The organism is Novosphingobium sp. FW305-C-30-35 (assembly GCF_058783135.1).
Genome location: NZ_JBYSYJ010000003.1, coordinates 89,663 through 105,230 on the forward strand (window position 1 = coordinate 89,663; position 15,568 = coordinate 105,230).

The following is a 15,568-nucleotide window of genomic DNA, read 5'->3' on the forward strand; positions in this document are numbered from 1 at the left end:
GCCGAAAATAGGCTAATCCAAAGCTATCCTGCGCTTTGCGGACGCCAGGAATATTGAGGGTTCCTCCAGTCGATCCCGTCCAGCAGGCAGGCAAGCTGCGAACTCGTTAGCGACACCACGCCGTCCTTCGCCGAGGGCCAGATGAAGCGGCCCTTCTCGATGCGCTTCGCGTAGAGCGACATGCCGATCCCGTCGTGCCAAATGATCTTTACCAGCGTGCCGCTGCGGCCCCGGAAGACCCAAAGATCGCCGGCAAACGGGTCCTTCATGAAGTGCTGCTGCACCATCGCCGCCAGGCTCTGCATCCCGCGACGCATATCGGTGTGACCCATCGCGATCCACACCCGCGCGCCAGAAGGGATCATCGCAGCGCCTTCAGTACTGAAGCGACTTGCGCAAGCGAGGCCGATGCGAAGATGCTCACCCGCTTGCCGCGCGCCAACTCGACAATCATCGTGGGTTGTAGATCTGGGCGCGCAGATCCTTCCTCCTCCACGACTACAGCCTCGGCGAAGCTCGGAGCCGGCAACATCTCCTGCGTCGGCTCGGCCTGAGCTTCGCGGATCTTGCGCCGCCAAGTGTAGATCAACGCCGTCGAGATATCGTGCCGCCGGCAAACCTCCGCGACGCAGGCCCCCGGCGAAAACGCCTCGGTCAGAATGTGAAGCCGCTCTTCGTCACTCCAACGCCGGCGCCGTTCCGGCCCCGAAAACACCGTGATCTGACCCATCGACCGCTCCAAAGCGCGCAAAAAAGAGCACGCTTAAGACCGCTCACTCACCTCCCGGGCAAGGCGGGGCCTGCCGGACGGATACGCGCGCCCCCTCGAGCGCGAACTCCATTCACCCTAGCAATGTCCTGTCCCCAGGCACCAGACCCGTGCCTCCGGCAGTCCGCCCGTGCGGGGACAAACCTGCTCGAAGGCCGGAGCGACCCATGTCATGTTCATCACTGCACTGATGGTATCTTGCTGATCGGCGTGGAGTCTTGCCTGCAGCACGCAGATGCGAAACAGGCAGGGCTTTTTTCGAGACCTGCCTGACTCAAGTGCTCGAAGCCCAGCACTTGCGGCGCAATCGCCAATCTTGCTGCGTGGCGCGACCTGTCAGCTTGGGCGATCGATCTCCAGGTGCGCCGGGGCTGTGCGGCAAACTGGATCGAGGCAACCCGGTCGCCAATGGCTCTTAGCTTGCCCCTGGCTTTCCTGCAACTGCGGCGAGGCAAGGGTGATGCCGGTAAGGACTTGTGCACTCTCGACTGCAGGACAGCGCTTCGGCCACGATGGGTTCCGACCTGCAACGAGAAAAACAAGGCGAAGCAACCGCTTGCAAAACTTCCGGTGACGCCCCCGGTCGCCCACAGCGTGCGAGTGAATTCGATCGGCGGCGACCTCAAATACCATTCCGCGCCGAACTTCAGCAATTTGCTGTGGGGAGTCCTGCCGCAACAAGAGAAGAATGGCCGCTGCAAAGACAGCACTCGGTCAGCCTAGGGCGGGAAACATGTCCCGGGCAGCCGGGCGTAGAGGCCAGCCGGGACATGAAACGCTTGCGACATGGATAGGAGCGATGCCGCAGGGATCATCTACAGGAGCAATGCTTAACAGCCTGCTACGCCGAACCCATCGGAAACTCCTGAAGCCGCTGCGCCTGGCGACGGCTATCTCGATGGAATTACGACCGTGTGACCCGGCGACGCGCGCGGGCATAGCCCAGGCCAACAAACCCCAGCCCCAGAATCCCCAGCATGCCGGGCTCGGGGACCTGGGTGCCACCACTTGAACTGGTCGTGCCGCCTGAAGTGGTGGTGCCGCCTGACGTGGTGGTCGTCCCACCTGACGTCGTGGTTGTTCCTCCCGAGGTCGAGGTGGTGCCACCCGAAGTCGTGCCGCCACAAAGGGATGACCCACCGTTATGGCCGCAATTGCAGTAATGCGTGTGCTTGAGCCACCAGGTTGCGTGGGCAGGCGTTGCGACGGACGCGAGCCCGGCAATGCTGGTCGAGAGAATGAGCTTTCGCAACATGGTGACGTTAGCCTGTGCAGTTATTGGTTAATCCATGATTCGCAAAACTTGTGCCAGTGGCAGTTATCGGGAGGTTCTCATGGTTAATCAGACCGAAGCGCCTCGCCATCTGTAAGATTCGCCAACACTCCGGAAGGGCGCTTGCAAAGCGGCTGCGCTGCTGCGTTCAGGTCGCCGTCCGACGGTCCGGCAGGAGCCGGCATGTGTAGAGGAACCTGGCCAACAGGCTGATGCAAGCGGGCGAAGCGCCAAGGCGGTCTGCAGGCAGGCGATGATGTCAAAACCGGCAGGTAAGGCCCGGTGCTCGAGAACCTGGGCCACAATGTGCTGCATAAGGTGCGGCACTGGGCGCGGCACAATATGCGGCACATCATCCAGGCATGAAGCCTTGTGGCCAGGGACCTGCAATCCGCGCCGACGCTTGAGCGGTGGCTGTCAATAATGGCGTGCACGACCTCGCAGGGACGAACCTGCCCTCGGACGGCCCCTTAGTGACCGATCGGGCGTCGGGGTCGCCACGGCGTCTTGACCGTTTGCTCGCTCGCGGCGGGAGTGAAGGTGCAGGCTTGCCAGTGCCCCCGCGCTGGGTCTGCCTTCGCATCTACTGGAGGTCGGCAGGTTTGCGCCAGTCGGCCTATCGCCTGACAGAGGCGATGATGTCCTCGGGCGGTTCTGGCGATCAGGCAGCGTGGACAGGTGCCGCACGGATCACGGTTGCCCTGAAAACGGCCCCGGCAAGGCGCGACGACGACGGAATAGTGGGCCTGTTTGAGGCCGAGCAACGCGGCTAGGGCCCTTTCCAGAGCACCCCCTAAGGGGCGGGCAGAAACCGCCGCTTCGGCGTCGACTCGGCTCGAAATATCGACATATTCCTTCACCTCGCCTTTTTGAACTGACGGTTTTTGACTTCGGCCGTGACCGCGCGGCATCTGTCCACGCTGCCTAGCCCGGTCTGGATTCTTCGTTGTGAGGGCAATGAAGGGCCAGATACCGCCTTGAGGAAACTGCTCCGCCGGCAATACCCAGGCGTCACCCGCGATGGGACCTCGTACTGACCGGGGACGACAGCACAATCTGGTTTCGGCCACCGGATTTGGCCTGGTAAAGCGCTTCGTCGGCTGCTTTCAGGGCGTCTCTGGGGTTCTTGTGCGCAAAGACATCCGCAATCCCGCCCGAAAACGTGATCTGGCCAATGGGGTGGTCATTGGAGCGGTTGACGAACCGGCGACTACCGAAATTCTCTCTGACAGCGTCGAGCTTCTCCCAGGCCTCCTGGGTGGTCTTGCCCCGGAACAGCATGACAAATTCCTCGCCGCCATGCCGTGCGACATGACAAGTGTCGTCAGAGATCCGGGCAAGAGCCTCACCGATCGCCTTGATAACCCTGTCCCCGGTGTCGTGCCCATGGGTGTCATTGATGCGCTTGAAATGATCGATGTCGCAGGATGCGACACACAAGTGGTCTGCTTCCTGGCGAGCTTCGCGATAATGACGATCGAGAGCCGCCTCAAATGCGCGCCGGTTTGGCAGACCGGTAAGGTGATCGATCTCAGCGTCATGCCGGGCTTTGTCGAGTTCCCGGCGAAGCGCCTGCGCCTCGTCTTCGCTGCGCTTCATTTCTGCTGCGAAAATCTCGGTCCTTGACACCATTTCCCTTGCCAGAATTTCCAAGGCTGACAGCGCACTGTCAGCATCAAGGGACGTCGCGCGCAAGACCTGCTTTTTAATCTCGCAGTTGTAAGTCGTGGCAGCGTCTCGCGCAGTCCTGGTCGTGGAGGCGAAAGTCTCGAGCGAATCCTCGAGGCTGCCGATGATCTTCTTGACGCCCTCCTGCATGCCATCGGGTGTCTTGTTCAGATCAAGCCACTCTTGCGTGATGCTTGTGCCGGAGGCTTGCTTCTCGAGAATTTTTCGCGCCAGTCCGACGTCGACGCCCGAGAACGCACTATGAACAGCCAGCAGGTTACTGGCTGTTACTGCAAGAGCGTTGTCCAGCAGGAATGTCGATATCTCATCGAGCAACATCTTTTGGGCTACGCCGTACGCTGTGAGTGAAGGCCGCGCCGACGGCTCGTCAGCCTGGCTGTTGCCATCTTGCGTGGCTCGCTCACGCTCCTGCCCTCCACCAAACAGGCGCAAGAAGCGCAAACCGCCAATCGATTCATTTCCCATTGCAACACCCCACCTCGGTGACCCGAAGCACTGCAAGCCAAAGCGGCAGGCAGGATCCACCCTTGTCGCAGGCCGGGGCTAGGGCGAACATGCTTAAGGCACGTTTCCGGGGCACTCAGTGCATTCCCGGGCATGAACGGTGGTGCGCACTGTCGATGCCAGGATGTTCAGGCGCTCGGGAACCGAGACAGTTTCATGCTCGCTCGCGCGCTTGGGTGGGCGCATCCAGTCCGAACGTCACTCCGGTATGGCCGGGATCTACGCCGCGATACTCGACCTTGGCGAACGACATGATCGATCCTCGCCGACAGGTCTGGCAGGCCAGCGCGCACGTTGCGTCAAGCACTGCGCTGTATAGGACGCAATGCGCCACACAAGATGCCGCACATGGTGCGGCACAATGCGCGGCACGTGCCAGATCGCAGGGGAGGCATCAAAGGTGCATCGATGCTCGACGGGCACGACAACCTCGGCACTGGCATGTGCCGACACGGTTGCGACAAGCGCGGCGCGGGCAAGCGGCAGGATAGCAGTCCGGTACGGCGGCAAGGCGTGCGAGGATGGGAAAGGTTGCGAAAGCCGCCGGGCCGACACGGGCGGCAAGGCCAGCACTTGCAAGACGCGCGACTGGCGGAGTCCAATCGTGCCTGCTGCGAGCGGTATGGCAGGTGCGCCCGCTGTGCGTTCCGCAAGGTTGCTCGAGAGCCACCGCTGCAGCCGGCCAACTTGCAAGTGCCCCGGCGATGACCTGCTTGCGGCCCCTTCCAAGTCCGCGCCGGTTGCCAGTCGATTTCATGCCTGAGCATATCTGCCAGGTTCAGGCGTTTTGCGACACCCGGCAAGTCGCGCTGAAGAAGCAGAAAGTCCATATCGGACTGATTCGAGCATGCTGCCTAAAACGCCAAGAATAGTCCTGTGAATAGCGCTCCACATACTAACAATGGTGGTGAAGTTCTCCCTGCCCCGAAGGCAGGGGCTTTCGTTGCCAAAGTATTTTCCGGTTCGATAACAGGGATTTGGCAGAAGGTAGCCCCAGGCGTTCTAGGCCTATTTGCCTGCAGTTTACCATTTCCTGCCTAACCCACCATGTCTGGCCGGCGATCTCCGGCGGCGGGAAACGGGACGTGGTTGGTTTCAGGCTTTTCAGGACGCAGGGCGGAACAGTGCAGCCGCCGGAGCAGGACGGCGGAGCGCGTCATTTGCACCGGGCGGTGGCAGACGAGACAGGATGGTCGAGGTCGCTGCAAACGAGCGATCACGCCGAGCTGCTGCTGCGTTCCTGTGAAAAATCGGGCCAGAGCTGGTTCTGGATGACCGACGCATCTGGCGCCATCAGCTACATCTCGCCGGAGATCGTCGAAGTCCTGATCGGATCAGACAGCACTGTGACAGGCGTGCAGATCGGCGATCTCCTTGAAAGGGTCAGCGAAGGCGACGAGACAGCCCGCACCCTCGGCTTCGTCCTGGCACGCCAGACAAGCTTCAGCGGGTTGACCGTGCAGCGGGCCGGCTCGGTGTATGGCCGACGCTGGCTGCTTGCTGCCGAAGCCTTGAAGGATGCGGCGGGGCGGTTTGTCGGCTACAGTGGTTCGGCCATCGATATCACTGCGCAACGGGCATCATCGGAGCAGGCTGAGCGACTTGCGCTGTTCGACAGCCTGACGGGCCTGCCCAATCGCCGCAACTTGAACCAGACGCTCGAGCGCGAGCTCCTGTCGAGCCGCCGATCGCGCAGGCCTTGTGCCGTGCTGCTGCTCGATCTCGACCGGTTCAAGCACGTCAACGATACGCTTGGCCACCCCGCCGGCGATGACCTGCTGCGCCAGGTCGGCGAAAGACTGGTCGGCCTGGTCGGCACACGCGACCTGATCTTCCGGCTTGGTGGTGACGAGTTCATGGTCATGGTGCCTGGCAGCGATGATCGCAGCGATCTTGGGCGCCTTGCCACCAATATCATTGCTGCCTTGTCGCAGCCTTATTCGGTCAATGGCAGCCGCTGCATCATCGGGGCGTCGTGCGGCATTGCCATTGCCCCTGTCGACGGCTGCGAGGCCGAGGAACTGATCCGCAACGTCGACCTGGCGCTCTATGCCGCCAAGGCGGCGGGCAAGGGGCGGTTCACCTTCTTCTCGACCGACCTGCTCCAGTCGGCTCTCGATCGCCAGGCACTCGAAAGCGACTTGCGCGATGCGCTGGCACGAGGCGAGCTTCAGGTGAGCTATCAGCCGATTGTCAACGCGCTCAACAACTGCGTGACCGGTGTCGAGGCGCTGGTGCGCTGGCATCACCCCGAGCGCGGTGCGGTTTCTCCGGCCTTGTTCATTCCAATTGCCGAGGAGGCCGATCTCATCCGTCCCTTGGGCGAGTGGGTATTGCGCACGGCGTGCCATGACGCGGCAAGCTGGCCCGGCGACATCAGGGTTGCAGTCAACGTATCGGCGCACCAGTTCGCCGACGAGCGTTTCCCCGAGACGGTCGTATCGGCGCTGGCCCAGGCAGGTCTTGCGCCCGAGAGGCTCGAACTGGAGATAACCGAGGGGGTCTTTCTGGGTGAAACCGCGCAGACCGCGCAGATGTTTGCAGCGCTCAAGGCAATCGGGGTCCGGCTCGCGCTCGATGATTTCGGTACGGGCTACTCCTCGCTCGGCTATCTGAAGAGCGCGCCGTTCGACAAGATCAAGATCGACCAGAGCTTCGTGCGTGAAATTGCCTTGCCCGGAACACGCAACGGCGCGATCGTTGCCGCGATCGTGGCACTGGCCGAAGCGCTTGGCATGGAGACCACGGCCGAAGGCATCGAGGCCTTCGATCAGCTCGACCTGATCCGCAACCTCAGGGTCAGCCATGTCCAGGGCTATATCTACAGCAAGCCGGTCCAATCGGGCTTGCTGCGCGAAAAGCTCGCCAGCGGAACGTGGAAGCTGTCGCCAAGCGGTCCTGCCCGACAACGCAGCCGCCGCCTGTCGATGTTGCGCCGCGCCGGGGCAATCGCGGCCGGCTACTATCTGCCGGTGGTCATTCGCAATCTCTCCGAGACAGGAGCGTTGCTCGAGGGCCTTGAGGGCTGCTCCGTCGGCCAGCCGCTCGTTGTCGATCTCGGCGATGGTCAGTTCGAAGGCGCGATTGTCCGCCGCACGTCGCGTCGCGGGGCCGGCATCGAGTTTGCACGTCCGCTGGTCGACGACGGGCAAGGGGGACTGTGCACGCGCCATCGGACGTCGCCCGAGGCACTGGCCGCTGCAGGCGTGCCGAAATCGCCGCAAGGTCCCGTGCCCCTGCCGGCCGACGTTGCCTCATACGAAAAGGTTGCTGCCTTTCTCGGGATCGATCTCGTGGCGCCGGGCCCGGCCAATGACATTCTTGGAAGTCAAGGCGTCGCAGGCCGTGCCACGACCGCGCCAGCGAGCGGAAGCATACCTCCGACGATGGAGCAACTGGCGCGCCATTACCTCCCGCATCTTGGTGACAGGGCCCATACACGAGCAATTCACGAGGCTTGCCTGCGCGATCATATCCTGCCGCAGTTCGGTCGCTTCCGCCTGGATGAGATGGCCTATGCCGATACTGCCAGCTGGCTCGCGTCGCTCGAAAGCATGGATGGGCAGGGCCCCGTCATGGCCGGCCGGGTTCGCGCGCTGCTGGCCTACATGTTCAAACTTGCCAGGCGCTGGAATCTCCCGGGGTCGGCAACGCCGCTGCTTGCGCGTCACATGTGGAGCGGCAAGGCGCGCAGCGCCAAGCTGACATCCGAGGATCTTGTCCGGTTGCGAGAAGCAGCAGCGGCAAGCCACAATCCGTGTCTTGGAACGATTGTGGCGCTGCTTGTCGAAACCAAGTTGCGGGTCGAGGAGCTGCTGACGGCGCGCTGGGAGCAGATTGACCTGGCAGGCCGGACCTGGACGATTTATCGCCCGGATGGAACGCTCGACCGGATGTCGTTCAGCCCTGGTGTGGCGTCGATTCTGCGCCAGATCGAGCGGACCGATGGTTGCCCTTATGTCATTGCCAATCCGCGTACAGAAAAACCGTTCCGTTCCATCACCCGTAGTTGGGAAGCGGCGCGCCAGAAGGCAGGTCTGGTTCACCTCTCGCTCCACGAGCTGCAGCATCTGTGCCATTGATCCAGGTGACGACGGGCGCCATTCAACCCTGCGATCCCTTCCCCCTGGAAGGCTCGGGGACTGTAGGCCACACGATAGCGTGTTTGAGGGAAAATATGGTCCTGCAGCGGCGCCTGAGCGCTTGCGCGTTCGAATTGTGGCCGGCTCGCGCGCGTCTATCTCCTTCCGGCCGGGCAGGGACCGCTGCGATGCGGCGGCTCCGGCCAACGCCGGTCTTGCGCAAGGGCTCAACGGCCAAGCGGTCCGCTGAGCCCTCTCGGCCGGGTGGGCAGGCTGGTTGGTGCGCGCGACATTGCGTCGCCAGAAACACCGTCACCAGCTCTTTTGGTGCTCTCAGAGCCAGGAGAGACTTCGCTGACCCACTGCAGCGGCCTGCGGGGGTTGGGAAGCCTGATCACGAAGCCGAATTCGAGCGTGCGCTCGAACAGGATGGTTGCTGGCAGAGCTGCTGCATTGGCACTCTCGGTCCAAGGAGATTGCCAGCCTTCTCACGCACGAGCGATGCATCGGCATTCTCGACATTTGCCGTGCGCCTGACATGATCGAGGCAAGCGCTTCTCGATTCCTCACGTGGTCATCGCCGACCCCCGAGCAACGAGAGGGAAGCCCAATTTCCGCAACGAGTTCATGCATGACGCCGAGGCGCAGAATACCGAGCGCGGGTATCCGGTGGCAGAGGCTTCACAGCGACTCGGCTTCAGCCATCACTGAACGAGTGGCTTACCGCCAGAGGACATGGGCTTTTGATAACAGACTTGCGATCATCGTTAATCCGGCGGTGAGGTAAACTGCTGCAATCCATGAACCGCACCATCGGGTGAGACAGCCAGCAACATGTTTGCCAGTAAATTGACCGCACCCATGGTCGCCTGCCGGTCGGGCAGAATCATATCGGAAAGCGTCAATCCGCGAATAGCCCAGACCATCAAACGCATCACCGAACGCGCGGTTGCTTCATCGCCACCGTACTCTTCGCGCAACTTGTTCAAAGCCCCTTCTTCGGCACCCTTTTGCGTAGGCCCGACCATGCGGGCCAGATCCGGATCGCTGCGTGCCGCTTGCAGGATTTCAAGAACGGCAATGCCCGATGGCCGGGACAGGACAGACCAGAGGATGCGGGGCCACTGCGATAGGTGATCCATCTCCGGAGATTGCACAATCTTTTGATACTGCGCCATTTCATCGTCGAAAACCATCTTGACCACGGCTGCCATAAGTTCGGCCTTGGTGTGGAAGTGGTGCAGAAAAGCCCCGCGCGAAAGGCCCGCACGTTCAGAAATGATCGCTGTGGTAACTGCGGCATAGCCAAGGTCATGGATCGCAGAAACCGTGGCCTGCAGCAGCGCCGCTCTAGTTTCGGTAGATCGCTCTTCCTGCGTGCGGCGTATCTTCAAGCCCCGATCCCTCTGTCTGCAAGCGGCACTCCGCTATTCCACGCATCCACCGGATTGTTCAAGATACAGAAATAACATTCATGCTTGAATGTATGTTTTATCGTCAGTAAGTGCGTCGCCAGTTCACAGGAGCTGCAGGGAGAGAGACATGAAGGCGTTGAAAGTGATTCTGGGCGCAAGCGCCGCTGCGATTGCCATGCCGGTCTGGGCTCAGGACGCGAGCGATAACGCAGAAGGCGCAGTGGGCGAAATCGTGGTAACTGCACAGCGCCGCAGCGAAAGCATCCAGAAGATTCCGGTCAGCCTGACCGCTGTCAGCGCCGATGAACTGCGCACACGCCAGATCAACGATCTGGTTGGCGTGTCGCAAGCAGCTCCCAGCTTGCAAATCGGTCTTGATGCCAGCTTCTCGGTGCGCGGCATCGGCACGCTGGCTTTTGCCGGCACCATTGATTCCAGCGTGGCCTTGGCGATTGACGAGGTAAACCTTGGCCGTCCCAACCTGGGCACGCCGCTGCTGATGGATCTGGAACGGGTCGAAGTGCTCAACGGACCGCAAGGTCTGCTATTCGGCAAGAATGCCTCGGCTGGCCTGCTCAACATCGTCACCGCCAAGCCGCGTCTGGGCGAGTACTCGGGCGGCAGCGATGTGGAAGTGACCTTCCGCGAAACGCCCGGCGCGGATCGCAATGCCTCCGGCATCATCGCGCGGCAGGTGCTAAACATTCCCGTCAGCGCCAATTCCGCGCTGCGCATCAACGCACTCTATGGCTATCAGGAACCGCCGGTGACGCGCATCGATGCGGTTGTACCCGGCCGCCGGGATGATCTCAACCGCCGCAATCTGCAGATCAAGGCCAAATATCTGATCGAACCCACAGACGCGCTGTCGCTGTATGTGATTGGCGATTATAATCAGCTGACCGGCGCAGGTGCGTTCTTCGATAGTACATGGCGCGCTTTTGGCCCCGGCAGCGCCCGCCGCGAAGTCTATGAAAGCGCCGGCGGCACCGCTGGGCCGGACAACTTCCTTTACACCGGCAATGGCGGTGCTTTCCGCGATATCGATACCGGCGGCGCGCAGGCGACGATCAACTATGAACTGGGTTCGGGCCTTGAACTGTCGAACATCTTTGCGTGGCGCTATTTCTCGAACAACCAAAGCTTGGATGTCGATTACCTCCCGATCGATGAAGTCAACGTCAACGCCACCGATGCGCGTTATGATCAATATTCCAACGAACTGCGTCTGGCCCTGCCAGCCAATGCAGCGCTCAGCGGACAAGTTGGCTTGTTCTACTTCAAGTCTACGCTTGATCAGTCCAGCGAGATCTATGGAAACACTGGCTTCCCGGCCTTCCTTTTGCCGCAATATCCGTTTTGCGTTGGCGCAGTGGCAACGCCCGGCGCCCCTCCGGGGACCTGCTCGGTCAGCAACAGCTTCTTCCTTGGCCGCGATACCGATTTCGTGCTCGACACCCAAAGCTACGCCGCCTTTGGCCAGCTCACCTACGAGGTTTCACCCGGCCTGCGTCTTATAGCCGGCGGCCGCTATACCCGCGATGAAATCCGCCTCGACCTCAGCCACGGCCGCCGCAACTACTTCGTAACGCTGTCCGGCCCGAACGGACGCTACCGCGAAGCCTTCAACGCCAACAATTTCAGCTGGAAGCTGGGCGCGCAATATCAGGTAACGCCAGACATTCTGCTCTTTGGCTTCCAGGGCCGGGGTTACAAAGGGCCGGGCTTCAACGATACCGCCATCGCCGTTGCAAACGGCACAGCGTTCGTGCCTGCGATCCGGCCTGAAATATCGAACACCACTGAACTGGGCATCAAAACGGCCTTCTTCGATCGCAAGCTGACGCTGAACGTATCGTTCTATCGCTCCATCTTCGACGATTATCAGGTCCAATCGCTGGATACCACGCTGCAGACCTTCGTTGTGCAGAATGCCGCCAAGGTGAAAACGCAAGGGGTGGAAGTTGGCTTCACCGCGCGTCCGCTGCCCGGATTTTCGCTCAACGGCGGAATGTCGTTCCTTGATGCCAAGTTCGAGAGCTTCCCCGGCGCGCAGTGCTATTCGAGCCAGACCACCCCAAGCTGCGCAACATCGGGCACCTTCGATGCAGCGGGCCTCAGGCTGCCGGTTTCGCCCAGATTCACGTCCACTGTGCAGGCGGTTTACGATCTGCCAGTCAGCGGTGGTGTGGTGCCATTCCTGCAGGGTAACTGGTACCACCGCTCCTCGGTGAACTACATTCTGAATGGCGCACCCGGTGGCTTCTTCCGGGCAGTAGACACGTTCGGTGCAAACATCGGCGTGAAAGTTGGCAGCACTTTGCAGGCCAGCCTGTTCTGCAAGAACTGCACCAACCAGCATGTGCCCCAAAGCATCGGGCTGAACGCTGGCGAAGAAAACGATGGCATCGAATCCTACAGCCAGGTCTTCGGGCTGGATTCGGTCCGGTCGTTCGGCCTGTCACTGTCCTTGCGCTACTGAACATGGTTGGACCGGGGCGGATTGCCTGCCCCGGTCCACTTCGTACGGATCGGCAAGCGTTCATCCCAAGGCAGCGAGTTTCCCCACGTCATGATCATCACCCGCCGCGCCCTTTCCGGCCTTGTGGTAACTGCGGCACTGAGCGCTGCCAGCCCCGCGATCAGCGCCGCTGCCAAGCCGCGCGCGCAGTTCCCCAAGGGCTTCCTGTGGGGCGTGGCCACCTCTGGACACCAGACTGAAGGGGACAATACCGCCAGCGATTTCTGGTGGATGGAACAAATCAAGCCGTCGCTCTTTGCCGAACCTTCCGGCTCTGCCACCGCCGCCTTCGATTTGTGGCCGGCTGACCTCGATCTGGTACAAAGTCTGGGCCTCAATACCTATCGTTTCTCGCTCGAATGGGCGCGGATCGAGCCTGAGGAAGGCCAGTTTTCCAATGCGATGATCGCCCACTACCGCCGCATCATCGAAGGCTGCCGCGTCCGTGGCCTGGCGCCGGTCGTCACCTTCAACCACTTTTCCTGTCCGCGCTGGTTTGCCGCGCGCGGCGGATGGACAAACCCTGCCGCGCCAGACCTTTTTGCGCGCTATTGCGAACGAGCCGCCCGGGGCCTGGGTGCTGGCATCAGTCATGCGGTAACCTTGAACGAGCCGAACCTGCCGACGATCCTGTCGTGGATCGGCCTGCCCCCTGCGCTTTATGCTGGCCATGCCGCCATGCTCAAGGCCGCTGGCGCAGCGCTTGGGAGCCAGAACTTTTCGGCCGGCTTCTTGCTCTCGCGCGAAGAACACCTTGCCATGATCCCGATCATGGGCGCAGCCCACCGCAAAGCGCGCGCCGCGATCAAGTCTATACAGCCAGACCTGCCGGTTGGCCTCAGCCTTGCGGTATCAGACGATCAGGCCACCGGCGTGACTATGATCCGTGATCGCAAGCGCGCCGAGGCTTATGAACCGTGGTTTGCCTTTGGCGCAGACGACGATTTCATCGGTATCCAAAACTATGATCGCATGCGGTTTGATGCCAAGGGCGCACTCCCGCCGCCAGCCGGTGCCGTCCTGAGCCAGATGGGCGCCGAAATCCACGCACCCTCGCTTGGTGGGGCGGTGCGCTATGTCCACAAGGCATCAGGCAAACCGGTGCTGATCACCGAACATGGCGTGGGCATTGCCGATGATGCCGTGCGGGCGCCATTCATCGTCGATGCGCTGCAGGGCCTGCGCGGAGCGATGGCCGATGGCGCAGAAGTGCTGGGCTATATCCACTGGTCCCTGCTCGACAATTTTGAATGGTATTCGGGTTATAGCCCAAAGTTCGGCTTGGTCGGAGTTGACCGCACAACCTTCAAGCGCACGCCAAAGCCAAGCGCATTCGTGCTGGGGGGCATTGCCAAGAACAACGCTGTGATTTCTATTTGAAGTGCGAACCTCCGATGAGAGTGTAGCGTTTTGCCGGGGGTGGGGCGAGCCCCACGCCCGGCACCAAAATTCAATTCGCTATGTGGGGTGCGATTTGTTCTCCAATGACCCCGGTTGGTGTTCGGAATCCGAGGCACTTGCGCGGAGTATTGTTCAGCCTCTGGATGATAGCTGCCAGATCATAGTTCGGCAGTGGGGCAATGTCAGTGTCAAGCGACAGAAAGCGGCGGATACGGCCGTTGCGGTTCTCGACGCTTCCCTTCTGCCAAGGCGCTGATGGCTTGCAAAAATAGCTCGCCATGCCGAGCTTTGCCTTAGTACTACAGTTGCGGTTTTGACCGTTTTCTTCGATGGTAACAGGCGGCGACGTACTGGTCTATTCCCCGCCATCGGGACCATGCCCAGATGAAGACGGGATGGTTATGAGCGGCGCATATGAGCTTTGCGATGAGCCGGCGGCTTTCCGGCGTTGTGAGCACGTCCTGAGCAAGCGTCATGCTGCTTGCCGGTTTGGACTCGTTTTGTCCCGTTTGGCGGAACGCCGAGATCGTCTTCGACACGGGTCCATGTGGCGCCGCGCTGGTCGCCCGCTTCCAGTTCCTCCGCCAGATAGGCCGTATCGCTCTGGATCAGGCCTTCCTGCGTCAGGAAACGCAAATGCTGGTTGGAGCGCACCGCCAGAACATAGGGCTGGCTATGATCCTCCAGCATGCGGCGCAACTGATAGTCCGAACCATAAAGCGCGTCCGCCAGAACCTACGCGCAGGAAACTCCGCCATCCAACGCTGCAGCAATCATCTCGCGCGCCATGGTCGGCTTGGTGGCGAAGGCGACATCCTCGGGTACGCTCGCGTTGCTGCGGCGGTCGCTGACCTCGGCCCAGGCCTTGGGCAGATAGAGCCGGCGGTCGATAAGCGCATTGCCGAAGCGGCTGGCGTAGCCGAGAAACACGCCTACCTGGCAGTTCTCGATCCGCCCCGCCGTCCCCGAATATTGCCGCGCGACCCCAACCGAACGCGCACCTTTCTTGAGAAAACCCGTCTCATCCACGACTAGAACACCGCCCTGAACGAGCGCTGCCGTGACATAATCCTGCACAAGTGCGCGTAGCGCGTCCGCTGACCAGGCGCTGCGCCCAAGCAGCGACTGGATGCGATAGGGCCGACCCAGTCCAGCTTCTTCCGCCAGCAGCCATTCCGTCTTGCGCTCGGCTGCCGAAAGTAGTCCGTCTATGAACGCGCCGCCCGACGCCCGCGTCTCCGCCCGGCCCAGTGCCGGAGCAAGATATGCCGTCAACTCAGCCAGTGCCATCCGCCAATCAACAAGCGTCCCAGCTCACTCCGCAACCGCCATTACCCAACCCGCCGCTGACCACACAGAGAGAATCAGAACCCGGCAGAAACTGCAACAGTAGTAGATGCATGCCTGCGCGGATGCCGCCTGGCGCAGAGCCATCCTTGCCGCAACCTCCAGCATGTCCTGACCAATTGCGGCCCTTGGCAAAGGTGATCACCAGGCCAGTGTAAGCCGGCGCAGGAAGGGAATCTGCCGGGGCAGCTGCAGCCCATGCTACCGTCATGAGCATGGCGCGAAAACGGGTTACGCCGACGACGATCATCGCTGATGTTTGGCGTGTCTTGTCTGTGCCGGAGGGAAGTCAGGCTGCCGCAAGTTGCCCCAGCATATTCCCTGCCCAACCGGGCGTTCACTCGAAATAGACAAGAACCCGTGGCGAAGCTGCCGCTCCGGACTGTGGGCGCCTGGTGTCCTTTTCGTCGATTATGACGACAACCGTGTCGAAGTGAATCGGGCAGGGCGCGCGCAGCGGCCGGCAGATCGACTGGGATGCTGCATTCAGGGCTGGCTGGTTCGTTCCGGGTCTGCCAAGTGAATACAGGATTTCGACAGGAACGACGACTTCTGCGCTTGCATGGC

12 protein-coding genes and 1 pseudogene are annotated in these 15,568 nt (G+C 61.3%); 4 read left to right on the plus strand and 9 right to left on the minus strand.

The window, feature by feature from the left end:
* Nucleotides 1–23: 23 nt before the first annotated feature.
* From tnpB to AC3WLM_RS19935, 3 genes are all read right to left on the minus strand, one after another.
* Nucleotides 24–365: an IS66 family insertion sequence element accessory protein TnpB gene (gene tnpB, locus AC3WLM_RS19925; protein WP_492478582.1), complete on the minus strand. Its 342-nt coding sequence runs from the start codon at nt 363–365 to the stop codon at nt 24–26.
* Complete coding sequence (gene tnpA, locus AC3WLM_RS19930) at nt 362–730, minus strand: IS66-like element accessory protein TnpA (RefSeq protein ID WP_492478583.1); 369 nt, start codon at nt 728–730, stop codon at nt 362–364. Before tnpA ends, tnpB begins: the two co-directional genes overlap by 4 nt.
* A 943-nt stretch (nt 731–1,673) precedes the next feature.
* Nucleotides 1,674–2,024, minus strand: coding sequence for a PEP-CTERM sorting domain-containing protein (locus tag AC3WLM_RS19935; RefSeq protein WP_492478584.1), 351 nt, complete (start codon nt 2,022–2,024; stop codon nt 1,674–1,676).
* Nucleotides 2,025–2,515: 491 nt separating this feature from the next.
* Between AC3WLM_RS19935 and AC3WLM_RS19940 the strand changes: the two genes are divergently transcribed.
* On the plus strand, nt 2,516–2,815 hold the full coding sequence (locus AC3WLM_RS19940) for a hypothetical protein (RefSeq protein WP_492478585.1): 300 nt from the start codon (nt 2,516–2,518) through the stop codon (nt 2,813–2,815).
* Nucleotides 2,816–3,053: 238 nt separating this feature from the next.
* Here the strand turns inward: AC3WLM_RS19940 and AC3WLM_RS19945 are convergent, their stop codons facing one another.
* Both AC3WLM_RS19945 and AC3WLM_RS19950 read right to left on the minus strand, forming a co-directional pair.
* Nucleotides 3,054–4,196: a GGDEF domain-containing protein gene (locus AC3WLM_RS19945; protein ID WP_492478586.1), complete on the minus strand. Its 1,143-nt coding sequence runs from the start codon at nt 4,194–4,196 to the stop codon at nt 3,054–3,056.
* Between the two features lie 193 nt (nt 4,197–4,389).
* A complete protein-coding gene (locus tag AC3WLM_RS19950; RefSeq protein WP_492478587.1) occupies nt 4,390–4,542 on the minus strand; it encodes a hypothetical protein in 153 nt (50 codons plus the stop codon).
* A gap of 964 nt (nt 4,543–5,506) precedes the next feature.
* Here AC3WLM_RS19950 and AC3WLM_RS19955 point away from each other — a divergent pair.
* The gene (locus AC3WLM_RS19955; RefSeq protein WP_492478588.1) at nt 5,507–8,317 is read left to right on the plus strand and encodes an EAL domain-containing protein; all 2,811 of its coding nucleotides are present in this window, start codon (nt 5,507–5,509) and stop codon (nt 8,315–8,317) included.
* Nucleotides 8,318–9,084: 767 nt separating this feature from the next.
* Here AC3WLM_RS19955 and AC3WLM_RS19960 read toward each other — a convergent pair.
* Complete coding sequence (locus AC3WLM_RS19960) at nt 9,085–9,711, minus strand: TetR/AcrR family transcriptional regulator (protein ID WP_492478589.1); 627 nt, start codon at nt 9,709–9,711, stop codon at nt 9,085–9,087.
* Between the two features lie 148 nt (nt 9,712–9,859).
* Here AC3WLM_RS19960 and AC3WLM_RS19965 point away from each other — a divergent pair, with 148 nt between their 5' ends.
* Both AC3WLM_RS19965 and AC3WLM_RS19970 read left to right on the plus strand, forming a co-directional pair.
* A complete protein-coding gene (locus AC3WLM_RS19965; RefSeq protein WP_492478590.1) occupies nt 9,860–12,214 on the plus strand; it encodes a TonB-dependent receptor in 2,355 nt (784 codons plus the stop codon).
* A 90-nt stretch (nt 12,215–12,304) separates the two neighbouring features.
* Nucleotides 12,305–13,633 (plus strand): glycoside hydrolase family 1 protein, encoded by a 1,329-nt coding sequence (locus AC3WLM_RS19970; RefSeq protein WP_492478658.1) that lies wholly within the window; start codon nt 12,305–12,307, stop codon nt 13,631–13,633.
* Between the two features lie 70 nt (nt 13,634–13,703).
* Here AC3WLM_RS19970 and AC3WLM_RS19975 read toward each other — a convergent pair.
* The 3 genes and pseudogenes from AC3WLM_RS19975 to AC3WLM_RS19985 all read right to left on the minus strand — a co-directional run.
* Nucleotides 13,704–13,949 (minus strand): annotated as a pseudogene (locus tag AC3WLM_RS19975) (transposase); the annotation flags it as partial.
* 104 nt (nt 13,950–14,053) lie between these two features.
* Nucleotides 14,054–14,353 (minus strand): hypothetical protein, encoded by a 300-nt coding sequence (locus AC3WLM_RS19980; RefSeq protein WP_492478591.1) that lies wholly within the window; start codon nt 14,351–14,353, stop codon nt 14,054–14,056.
* A gap of 36 nt (nt 14,354–14,389) precedes the next feature.
* A complete protein-coding gene (locus AC3WLM_RS19985; RefSeq protein ID WP_492478592.1) occupies nt 14,390–14,944 on the minus strand; it encodes an IS701 family transposase in 555 nt (184 codons plus the stop codon).
* Nucleotides 14,945–15,568 lie beyond the last annotated feature (624 nt).